This window comes from Paraburkholderia gardini (assembly GCF_907164575.1).
Taxonomy (GTDB): domain Bacteria; phylum Pseudomonadota; class Gammaproteobacteria; order Burkholderiales; family Burkholderiaceae; genus Paraburkholderia; species Paraburkholderia gardini.
The window spans coordinates 1-10,970 of record NZ_CAJQYY010000055.1 but is presented as its reverse complement, the minus strand read 5'-3'; the positions used below and the strand labels follow the sequence as shown (position 1 = coordinate 10,970).

The following is a 10,970-nucleotide window of genomic DNA, read 5'->3' as shown; positions in this document are numbered from 1 at the left end:
GCCCGACGACCGTCGAAACGCTGATCGAGTCGATGGACGAGGCCGGCGTTGCAAAGGCCGCGGTGGTTCATTCGTCGACCACTTATGGTTTCGACAACAGTTACGTCGTGGACAGTTGCGCCCGTTTTCCTGACCGCCTCGCGGCAGTCGGCTCGGTCGACATCGTGCAACCGGACGCCGTGGAACGCATCCGCGAATGGGTCGGTCGTGGCCTCGCGGGTCTGCGTCTCTTCACCGGCGGCAGCACGAAGGAGTTCGATCCGAGCGAACTCGAAGACACGCGTGCGTACCCCGCATGGGAACTGTGCGCCGAGCTCGGCTTGCCGATGTGCATCCAGACGGGCGCGATCGGCTTGCCGCAGGTCACGGCGCTCGCGCGGCGCTTTCCGACCGTGCGCATCATTCTCGACCACCTGGGTCGTCCGGATGTGACCGACGGCGTGCCGTATGCAAAGGCACAAAGCCTGTTCGATCTGGCACCCGTCGAAAACATCTATCTGAAGCTCACGCCTCGCATCTTCGACGATATAAAGAAAGGCCACGCGAGTGCCGAAACGTTTTTCCCGCTTGTCGTCGAGGCCTTCGGTGCGAAACGGATGGCGTGGGGCTCGAATTTCCCGTCGTCGACGGGCACGCTGCCAGAGATTCTCGGTACTGCGCAGGTCGGCCTCGCGTGTCTGAGTGAGGAAGACCGCGCATGGGTGTTCGGCAAGACCGCGCAGCAGCTGTATCCGGTATTGGCCTGAACTCTCGTGGCCGGGGCTCGTTAGCCGGGCAGGCGTAAGCCTCGCTGACGAACCGGATGCGCGGCCGCGACGATGCAAAGCCACCGGCTTGGCGTATTCACCTGAATAAATCGACGAAAGAGAAAGATCATGAGCGACACCCGACTCAACAGCATTATTCGCGCGTTCGAATCCGGCAAGCCGGCCTTCGCCGCGTTTGCCAAACTGGACAGGCAGAGCGCCATCGAGATGAGCGATGCGCCTTATGACGGCATCGTGTACGAGATGGAGCACAACCCATACGACGTCGCGGCACTCGGCGATGCGTTGCAGTACATGTTGAGCCGCAAGCAGATCGTCGAGTCCGGTTCGGTCGCGCCACGCGTCACGCCGATTGCGCGTATTCCGGCCAATGGCGCGGAAATGAATCAGTCCTTCGCCAAACAGGTGCTCGACCGCGGCGCGTACGGCGTGATCTGGCCGCATGTGGCGACGGTCGAGCAGGCTTATAACGCGGTGGCGTCGTGCCGCTATGCGCGTCCGAAGAACGCGCCGCTCTACGAGCCGAAGGGCGCGCGAGGCGACGGTCCGGCAAACGCAGCGCGCTACTGGGGCCTGAGCATGGCCGATTACTATAAAAAGGCCGACGTGTGGCCGCTCGCGCCGCACGGCGAAATTCTGGTCGGGCTGATGTGCGAAAGCACCGAGGCGATCGGGAACCTCGATGACATTCTGGCCGACGTGCCCGGTATCGGCTTCATCCTGATCGGTGAAGGCGATCTGAGCCAGGAGCTGGGTTTTCCGCGCGACTACGAACATCCGGTGGTGGTCGACGCGATGCGTCAGATCGTCGACACCTGCCGCAAGCACAACGTGGTGGTCGGGCATCCGCACGTGAATGCGAAGAACCACAAGCGGCTGCTCGAAGAGGGATACAAACTGTTGATGTCTGCGCCGCTGCGCAGCTATGGCGTCGTCGGCATGGCGCGCGAGATGGCGGGGTATTGAATGAACGGAGCTGAAAGCCTGGTCCAGACGCTTGCCGATCAGGGCGTCGACATCTGTTTCGCGAACCCCGGCACCTCGGAGATGCACTTCCTGAAGGCGCTGGAGAACCCGCGCATGCGCAGCGTGCTGTGCCTGTTCGAAGGCGTGTGCACGGGCGCGGCGGACGGGTACTACCGGATGAAGGGCAGGCCCGCGTCCACGCTGCTGCACCTGGGGCCAGGCCTCGCAAACGGACTGGCCAATATCCACAATGCGAAGCGCGCATCGTCGGGAATGGTCAACATCGTGGGCGAGCATTCGGCTGCTCACCTGAAATACGATCCACCGCTGACCTCCGATATCGAAGGACTCGCCCGGCCGCTGAGTCACTGGGTGCGCCGCGTCGGGTCGTCGCGCGCGGTGGCCTGGGATGTCGCCGCCGCAGTCGAAAAGGCGAGCGAACACGCGGGGCAGATTGCCACGCTGATCCTGCCCGGCGACGCGTCGTGGCAGGAAGCGGGCGAGCCCGTCGTGCCGCCGCGCGCATTCAGCGCGCCAAAGGCGCCCGAGGCGGCCCGCGTCGAACACGTCGCGCAAGTGCTGCGTTCGGGCGAGTCCACGTTGATCGTGCTTGCGGGTCACTCGACCCGTGGCCGCGCGATTGAACTGGCGGGCAAGCTCAAGGCGGCGACGGGCTGCCGCATCGCGACGCAGTTCTTCAGCGCGCGCATCGAACGCGGCGCAGGCCGTGTCACGCTCGAACGCATTCCGTATGCAGTCGGACAGGCCGTCGAGTATCTGAAGGGGTTCAAACACATCATCACGGTGGAGACCACGGAGCCGATCGCGTTCTTCAGCTATCCCGACAAGCCGAGCTTGCTCAAATCGCCCGGAACCAGCGTGCATTCGCTCGTCGAAATCGGCGAGGACGGTGTGGCCGGCCTCGAGATGCTGGTCGAAGCCGTGGGCGCGACGAACACGCCGGCCCTGCTGCAGCAGCCCGCGGACGCGGCGCCTCCGGCCGGAGCATTGGGGCCGGCCAGCATCGCGCAGGCGCTGGCCGCCGCGTTGCCGGAGCACTGCATTCTCGTCGACGAATCGCTGACCACAGGTCGCGAGACGATGGGGCTGACCGTGGGGGCCGCACCTCACGACCTGATCAACAACATGGGCGGCTCGATTGGCTACGGCACGCCGGTGGCGACCGGCGCGGCGCTCGCGTGCCCGGAGCGGCGCGTGTTCTGCATGGTCGGCGACGGTAGCGCGATGTACACGATTCAGTCGCTGTGGACGCAGGCGCGCGAGGGTCTGAACGTCACGACGATCATCTTCGCGAACAACAGCTACGCGATCCTGAAGGCCGAGTACGCGAACATGGGCGCCGGTGAGCCGGGTGAGCGCGCGCTCGCGATGATCGATATCGACCGCCCGCGCATCGACTGGCTGGCGATGGCAAAGAGCATGGGGGTGCCGGCGGTCGCGGTCGACACTGCCGAGGCGTTCCACAAGGCCATGGCCGACTCGGTGAACGAGGCGGGCCCCTGCCTCATCGAGGTCAGACTGTAATTCCATTCAGGCATAAGGACGCACATCCATGACAACGACCTTTACTGGGGTGCCGACGCTGCGCACCAACCTGGCCGACTACGCGCTCACGCAGGCGATGAAGGACGGGCGGGTGAGCTCTGACCTGGTCAGGCTCGACTATTGCGGACCGACACCGGCGCACAACGGCTTCAAGGCGATGGTGCGCGAGAACCGGTTCGACGCGGGGGAGCTCGCGATCGTCACCTTCCTGCAGGCGAAGGCGTATGGCAAGCCGTATGTGCTGCTGCCGGCGCCGATCTCGGGGCGCCTGCAGCACCACTGCGCGGGCTACAACATCGACTTCGGCCATCTCGATCCGAAGGATATCGAGGGCAGGAAGGTCGGCGTTCGCACCTATACGCAGACGACCGCGCTGTGGATTCGCGGCATCCTGCGTCATGAATACGGCGTCGATCTGGACAAGGTGACGTGGATGACGCTCGGTGACGGGCACCTGGCCGAGTATCGCGACCCGGAGAACTGCGAGCGGCTACCCGCGGGTTCTTCGATTGCGCAGATGATGCTCGACGGTGAACTGGCCGCTGCGCTGCTCGGTGAGGACATGCCGAAGGACGAGCGCGTGCGCACGCTGGTGCCCGATGCGCAGGCTGCCGCGAAGGACTGGTTCGCGCGTGAGAACGTCGTGCCGGTCAATCACATGTTCGTGGTGCACGAGAACATCTCGAAGCAGCGACCGGACGTGGTGCGTGAACTGTACCGGATGATCGTCGAGAGCCGTGCGCGTGCCGAAGGCGTGCCGGCCGTGTTCCCGCCGATGGGGCTCGAGGCGAACCGTAAGGGTCTGCAACTCGCGATCGACTGGACGCTCGACCAGAAGATCATCCCGCATCGCCTGTCGGTCGACGAACTGTTCGACGACGTGACCGGTAGCCTCGGTTAAGTCCTTTCAGTCGATTGTCATAGATGAAGAACCCGGTTGTCGAAATGAAAACCCCCGTTGTCGAAAATGCGCCTTTCCGATATTTCGTTCTATGCCGTACGGCGACGACGATGTCGAGCCAGATGATGATGGTGATCGTCGCGTGGCAGATGTACGACATCACGCGCAGCGCGTACGACCTGGGTCTCGTCGGCCTCGCTCAATTCGTTCCTGCATTGGCGCTGTGTCTGATAGTCGGGCAGGTAGCCGATCGCTTCGACCGTCGACTGATCCTGGTCGGCTGCCTGCTCGTGCAATTCTGCGTCGCGCTGGTGCTGATCGCGGGCACGCTGGGCGGCTGGCTGGGCCGGGACGTGATCCTGTTCGCTTCGCTAGGTCTCGGTACGGCGAGAGCATTTCAGCAGCCGACCCAGCAGGCGTTGTTGCCTGCGCTGGTTCCGCGCGATGCGTTGCCGCGCGCGCTGGCCCTCGCTTCAGCGGCGATGCAGACCGCCACGATCGCCGGGCCGGCGATCGGCGGCTTTATTTATGTCGCGGGGGCGGCCAGGGTCTACGGCACCTGTGCGGTAATGAGCCTGTTCGCGATCGCGATGGTCTGTCTGATCCGTCACCCGCATGCGAGTGTCGCGCGCGAACCAGTAACCTTGAAAAGCCTGTTCGCCGGCATTGGTTTCATCTGGTCGCGCCAGGAAGTGCTGGGCGCGATCTCACTGGATCTGTTCGCCGTGCTGTTCGGCGGTGCTACCGCACTGCTGCCGGTGTTTGCGCGCGACGTGCTGCATACGGGCCCGTGGGGCCTCGGTCTGCTGCGCTCCGCACCGGCTGTCGGGGCACTGCTGATGTCGCTGTATCTCGCACGGCATCCGATCCAGAACAATGTCGGCAAGGTGATGTTAGGTTCGGTGACGTTGTACGGACTCGCGACGCTGGTGTTCGCGCTGTCCAGTCATCTCCTGCTGTCGCTGGGGGCGCTGATGCTCACCGGCGCGTTCGATATGGTCAGCGTCGTCGTGCGGCAGTCGCTGGTTCAGCTGCAGACACCGAACGAAATGCGCGGGCGTGTGAGCGCGGTCAATTCGATTTTCGTCGGTGCATCGAACCAGCTCGGTGAGTTCGAGTCTGGCGTAACGGCCGGTTTGCTGGGCGCGGTTCCGTCCGTGTTGATCGGCGGGATCAGTACCGTGCTGATCGTCGTATTGTGGAGGAAGCTGTTTCCGTCGCTTGCCCAGACGGAACGGCTGATCGTTGCATAGTGCGGCTGCGGGTTCGGCGTCGTGCAACGACGGCACGAGGCAAAGAGATTTTGAATTAGAACGAAAAGGAAGGCATCAATGGAGACAAACGTGTTCAAACGTACACCGGCCGAGAATCCGTGGGGCATCGTCCTGCTCCTTGCGCTCGGGCTGATGATCTCGTTCGTGGATCGCACGAGCCTGTCGTCTGCCCTGGCTAACAAGGGCTTCGTACACGAATTCGCGCTGGATAACGTGCAGCGCGGCTGGCTCAATTCCGCCGTGTTCTGGTCGTACGGCCTGTGCCAGATGCCCATGGGCTGGCTGGTCGACCGCTACGGCGTGAAATGGCCGTACACGATCTGCTTTGCGGTGTGGTGTCTTGCCGCGACCGCTACGGGCCTCGTGACGACGCTGTGGGGCCTGATCCTGATGCGTCTGCTGATCGGCATGGCCGAAGCGGTCGTGGTACCGGCTACCTATCGGTATCTCGCCAATAACTTCGAGGAATCGCGCAAGGGCACCGCACTCGGCATCTACTCGGTCGGCGGCAAGCTCGGGCCCGCGCTCGGCGCGCCGATCGCTGCGTGGATCATCATCACGTATTCGTGGAAGGCGATGTTCGTCGTGACCGGCCTCGCCGGACTGGTGTGGCTCGTGCCATGGCTGCTGATGCTTCGCAACGACTTCCCGTCCAGAGAGCAACTCGTGGCGGCGAAGCGCCGGGCCGCGACGGTGCCGCTAAAAAACCTGCTGGCAAGCCCGGTGGTGTGGGGTGGTCTCGTCAATAACTTCTGCTACAGCTATTTTGCGTTCTATTGCATGACGTGGATGCCGGCCTATCTGGTCGAGCAACGCGGCCTTTCATTGCAGAAGTCCGGCTTCTATACGTTCGTCAGCTTCATCGGCATCGCGATCGTTGCGGCGGCCTCCGGGTGGGCTGCGGACCGGTTGATCGCGCGCGGCAAGGACGCTGTCGTCGTGCGCAAGTCGTTCATCGTCGTGGGCTTCCTCTGCGGGACGACGGTGCTGCTCGGCGCCTACACGAAATCGCCGCAGATGGCGCTGGTGTGGAACGTGCTGTCACTCACTCTGGTCGGCCTCGTCACCACGAACAACCTCGCGCTGTGCAAGCTGACCTTGATCCCGAAACAGGCGGTTGGCTTGAATACGGGATTGCAGCAGGTTGCCACCAGTCTCGCGGGTGGCGTATCGGCAAGTCTGTCCGGCTGGTTGCTCCATATTGGACACAGCTACACGCTGCCGATGACGGCCATCTTCGTATTCCTGCTGATCGGCGCGGCTAACACGTTGATCATGATGCGCCGCAAATGGGCGCCGAAAGTCAACGACTTGCCCGACGAACCTGCGCACGCGGACGCGCAGGTCTCTTCCAGTCCGCATGACGGCGTGATCGATTCGGGACCTGCACGTCAACAGGCTTGACGCGCCGATCGTCGCGCTCGCTTCGGGAACGAGCCACTGGACGAACAGGTCGATGCTGCTGCGCGGTGTTGCGGACACCACATGATATGCAACGCGGCAATCGGGACAACGCGGGAAGCGGCGCGACGAGACGGCCGCTTTTCAGCGCCGATAGATAGCGCAAGATTTATCGTCGGACTATTACAGGGCGATCTCGAAACGGGCGCGCAACCGATTCTCGGCGAACTGTTTGCACACGCATCCGCAGCCGTGCAATCGGTCTGAACAATGCGTATGTCCGGGCGACTGCGGGGCGATTGCCCCCACGTTCGTCGGCTATCTGGCCGAACGGGTTGTCTCCTTCGCGTGGGTCGCATCCAGGCTGCTATCGACATCGACGATGCTTCGATCGTCGAACTGATACTTGAGACATCGGTATTTCCGCCGGATGGCGAAAGCTATAACGCCAAACCGTTTGACCTGCGATCTATCCGAACCTGACTACCGACACCGCGAAGCCGGTGCCACGCATCAAAATCGATGCACGATGCCCGCCACGACGCCACGAGAGTCGACGCCAGGCGTGACGGCGGGACCTTGATACCCGGTGCCGTTGAGGGCGTATGCCGCACGATTCCGGTTCTGGAGGAATGCGGCGGAACCGTACAGCGTTGTCCGCTTGGAAAGCGAATAGGTATAAGTCACACCCACTTGCTGCGCATTGTTGCCCGTGCCCAATTTGTCATGAGCATAGCCGTACATCAGCGAAAGCTTGTCAGCGGGAGTAAACGAATATGAACCCGACACCTCGAAGACCTCGCGCTTCACGCTGTTGTCAGTCTCACGCTCGTTGTGATATGCCAGGAAAAACCGGGCGGATCCGACCTCGACTGATCCGCCAATATTGAAAAGCTTGAGCAACGCGGCGCTAGTCGGACTAGCCGCCTGCTCGTAGCCGCCCGCCAGGTGGAACGGCCCGTTCACGTAGCGCACCGCCGCATTGTAGAACTGAAATCCGTTGCTCGGTTTGGTCGTGGTATCACGCATTGCCACCATGAACTGTGCGCTCAAGCCATAGACGCTGGGCGTGAAATAGGAGATCGCATTGTTCTCACGGATGGTCAGGCTGTTGAAGTTATTCATTGGCGAGCCGAGGCTTTGCACCGCCAACGGGTCGAGCTCGGGATTAATGAAGATGTACTGCGGCGTGTTTTGCAGGCCGATGCGCGTTTCACCGAACGCGCCCGACATGCCGACCCAAGCCTGACGACTGAAGGCGTCCGCTGCATTCGATGCCGCGCCGGTCACGCTATTGAACCCCTGCTCAAGGCCAAAGTTGATATGCAGGCCGCCGCCGATATCTTCACTGCCTTTCAAGCCATATCTGCTCGCAAAAAGCCCGCCGGATACGGCGCGCGTCAGTGCCCCCGCGGCACCGGAATCGCGATATTCCACACCGTTGTCAACGACGCCGTAGAGTGTGACCGACGACTGGGCGTAGGCAGAATTAAGGACGCATGCCGAGGCAACGCCAAATACGAACGGGACCAGCTTTTTCATATCGTCTCCTGATCAATCAGTTTTTATTGAAAATTTGTTGTGCAGCCGCGGTTACTTTTTTTATTGAATGTGACCTGATCGCGCGAGGTCATCCTGATCCACGCGGGCAGTGGTCGGACGTATTTTTGTCGCAATCAGAATAGGTGACGCTCGATCTCCCGTCCCTGCACAAAAACCAGATTCGCTGGCATTTTCCCTGGTCGCGATCTCACCGGTTTCTTCGTCCACGTAGTGCACCCGGAAATCCATTCGCGCGATGTCGATTCCAGCCGGTGCAGGCTTCACCCCGGACTTTCCGGGTCCCCTATGAAGACCTTTAGGCTTCAGCGTGCCGAAGACATGCTGGACAGTGCACCTCGCGAACGAGTTGCATCTCCATGCCCCATCAGAGTCGGAACTGGGCCACTGACTGGACCAACTGCGCGGCCTGCTGCTGGAGGCTCCCGGCCGCCGCGGCACTTTGCTCGACCAGCGCGGCATTCTGCTGCGTCGTCTGATCCATCTGGCCGACAGCTTCGCCCACCTGCTCGACGCCAGCGCTTTGTTCGATACTGGCTTTACTGATCTCGCCCACGATGACCGTCACGTGCTGGATGGCGCTAACGATCTGTGTCATCGTCGTGCCCGCCTCATCAACGAGCGCGGTACCGTGGTCGACCCGTCCGACGCTCTCGGAGATCAGCGCCTGGATTTCCCTCGCGGCCTGTGTCGTGCGCTGGGCGAGACTGCGGACCTCGGCGGCAACGACCGCGAAGCCGCGGCCTTGCTCGCCTGCGCGGGCCGCTTCGACCGCCGCATTGAGCGAGAGGATGTTGGTTTGCGCCGCGATGCCGTCGATGATGCCGATGATGTCGGCAATCTTGCGCGAACTCTCGTTGATGCCCTTCATGGTCGCGACCACCTGGCCCATCACGTTTCCTCCCTTCAATGCGATTGAAGAGGCACCGGTGGCCAGCTCGCTCGCTTGCTGGGCGTTGTCGGCGTTCTGCCTGACGGTGGCGCTCAGTTGTTCCATGGCCGCTGCGGTTTCCTGCAACGCGCTCGCCTGTTCCTCCGTCCGTTGGCTTAAGTCAGCGTTGCCGGACGCGATCTGCGCGGAGCCGGTCGCGATGGAATCGCTGCTGTTGCGTACCTGTCCGACAATGCGCACGAGCGAGACCGTCATGGCCCTCATGGCTGCCATCAGACTCTCTGTGTCCCCGGGCCGCAGGTGCAGGTCGACATCGAGATTGCCCGTCGCGATCTGGCGTGCCGCCTCACGTGCGTCGCCGGGCTCACCCCCGAGCTTGCGTGTAATCGCGCGCGAAAACATGACTGCGCCAGCAATGCCCGCCAGCAGTGTGAGCACCATGGTACCGAAGCTCGCAAGGACTGCGCGCTTCTGCTTTTCCTTTGCGTCGCCGATTGCAGCGGTAGTCTGCTCGACGATCTTGCTGCCGGATTCGCGCAGCAGGATCACCGCTTCACGGTCAATGCCATCCATCGCCTGGTTGCCGATGGCAATATCGAATCCTGATGCCTTGAACTGTTCGAGCGCCTGGCGGTACGACTGCCCCATCTCTCTGTGAAGGACGTTGAATCGTTCGAGCTTTGCGCGCACGTCGCCGGGAGGCAACTCGAGCGCGAGTTTCTCCGTGGCGGCCTGGGAAGCCTGCTCGTATTTCTGAAAGGCGGTCCAATACTTGTCCAGCTGCCTCGGATCCTTGCCGCGCAACAGGATGTCCTTTCCGTTTTGCACCTGGTTCTTGAACGCGACCAGCGCATCGGCTACCTGGCGCTCCTCGGCACCATCCACTTCGATGAGCCGCTTGTATGTGTTGGCGGCGTCGTTCATCTGGAAAACGCCGAAGAGTCCCGCCGCGGATGCAACCAGCAACGCAACGCCCAATGCCAGCGGGAGTTGATGGACCAGTTTCATGTACCGCTCCGAGGGGCGTGGGCGTGCTCAACGATTGCGATCCCGAATGAGGCGTTTCTAATTAACATCTTTTTTTCTCGCGTCCTGCCCGACGACTGGCCAGAAGAAGTGCCAAGGTCGGGCGTATTGTCTCAACGAGTGACGATATTCGACGATGGACGGCACGTCCCGGCACAAAAATCAGATTCAATGGCACTTTTTCGTTGGCGGCCCTCGAGGAGATAAACGGCAAAGACAGCCCGAGCTGTTACGCGACCTTCCGGACGGGGCTCTCGTGGCGCAATGCCAGTCGGCAGTCGGCATCCGCAAATCATGCCCACTACGTGGCTGGTGAGGACAGGCTTTCTGCAATCCCCGATCGACCAAAAAAATGCCAGTGAATCTGATTTTTGTGTAGGGACGCGCGTCCCGTCCTCCAATATTCTCACCCCATCGAGACGACACGTCCGGCGCTGGAGCCTTCATCCGGCTGTCCGCGACGACCAATCCACAGGAGAGGATGTTGACCCAGAAAGTCCCGCTCAAGATCGCAATCGCTGAGCACCCGCATACGTCGGCCATCCGTAACGGAACCATTCCCATCGAGGGCGTGGATGCCGAGTTCATCACCGTTCAGCCGCAGATCGGCGCGTTCC

Annotated in this window: 8 protein-coding genes and 1 pseudogene; 7 read left to right on the top strand and 2 right to left on the bottom strand. The window is 62.0% G+C overall.

The features are described from left to right. From LPA34_RS26555 to LPA34_RS26530, 6 genes are all read left to right on the top strand, one after another. Nucleotides 1-746, top strand: a 746-nt coding sequence (locus tag LPA34_RS26555) for an amidohydrolase family protein (protein WP_228984072.1), incomplete at its 5' end; no start/stop codon positions are given. Between the two features lie 129 nt (nucleotides 747-875). Continuing rightward, nucleotides 876-1,733, top strand: a complete 858-nt coding sequence (locus tag LPA34_RS26550) for an HpcH/HpaI aldolase family protein (protein ID WP_228984070.1) — start codon at nucleotides 876-878, stop codon at nucleotides 1,731-1,733. Then, nucleotides 1,734-3,278: an acetolactate synthase large subunit gene (locus tag LPA34_RS26545; protein WP_228984069.1), complete on the top strand. Its 1,545-nt coding sequence runs from the start codon at nucleotides 1,734-1,736 to the stop codon at nucleotides 3,276-3,278. Between the two features lie 28 nt (nucleotides 3,279-3,306). Beyond that, nucleotides 3,307-4,200, top strand: a complete 894-nt coding sequence (locus LPA34_RS26540; protein ID WP_228984067.1) for a type 2 periplasmic-binding domain-containing protein — start codon at nucleotides 3,307-3,309, stop codon at nucleotides 4,198-4,200. A gap of 23 nt (nucleotides 4,201-4,223) precedes the next feature. After that, the gene (locus tag LPA34_RS26535; protein ID WP_324251785.1) at nucleotides 4,224-5,453 is read left to right on the top strand and encodes an MFS transporter; all 1,230 of its coding nucleotides are present in this window, start codon (nucleotides 4,224-4,226) and stop codon (nucleotides 5,451-5,453) included. 78 nt (nucleotides 5,454-5,531) lie between these two features. After that, nucleotides 5,532-6,878 carry an MFS transporter gene (locus LPA34_RS26530; RefSeq protein WP_324251784.1) on the top strand — a complete coding sequence of 449 codons (1,347 nt, stop codon included), beginning with the start codon at nucleotides 5,532-5,534 and terminating at the stop codon, nucleotides 6,876-6,878. Nucleotides 6,879-7,388: 510 nt separating this feature from the next. Here LPA34_RS26530 and LPA34_RS26525 read toward each other — a convergent pair. Together LPA34_RS26525 and LPA34_RS27030 are read right to left on the bottom strand one after the other, a co-directional pair. Then, the gene (locus LPA34_RS26525) at nucleotides 7,389-8,417 is read right to left on the bottom strand and encodes a porin (protein WP_228984060.1); all 1,029 of its coding nucleotides are present in this window, start codon (nucleotides 8,415-8,417) and stop codon (nucleotides 7,389-7,391) included. Between the two features lie 385 nt (nucleotides 8,418-8,802). After that, nucleotides 8,803-10,335, bottom strand: coding sequence for a methyl-accepting chemotaxis protein (locus LPA34_RS27030; protein ID WP_324251783.1), 1,533 nt, complete (start codon nucleotides 10,333-10,335; stop codon nucleotides 8,803-8,805). 499 nt (nucleotides 10,336-10,834) lie between these two features. Between LPA34_RS27030 and LPA34_RS27025 the strand changes: the two are divergent. Beyond that, nucleotides 10,835-10,970: pseudogene (locus tag LPA34_RS27025) on the top strand (ABC transporter substrate-binding protein); the annotation flags it as partial.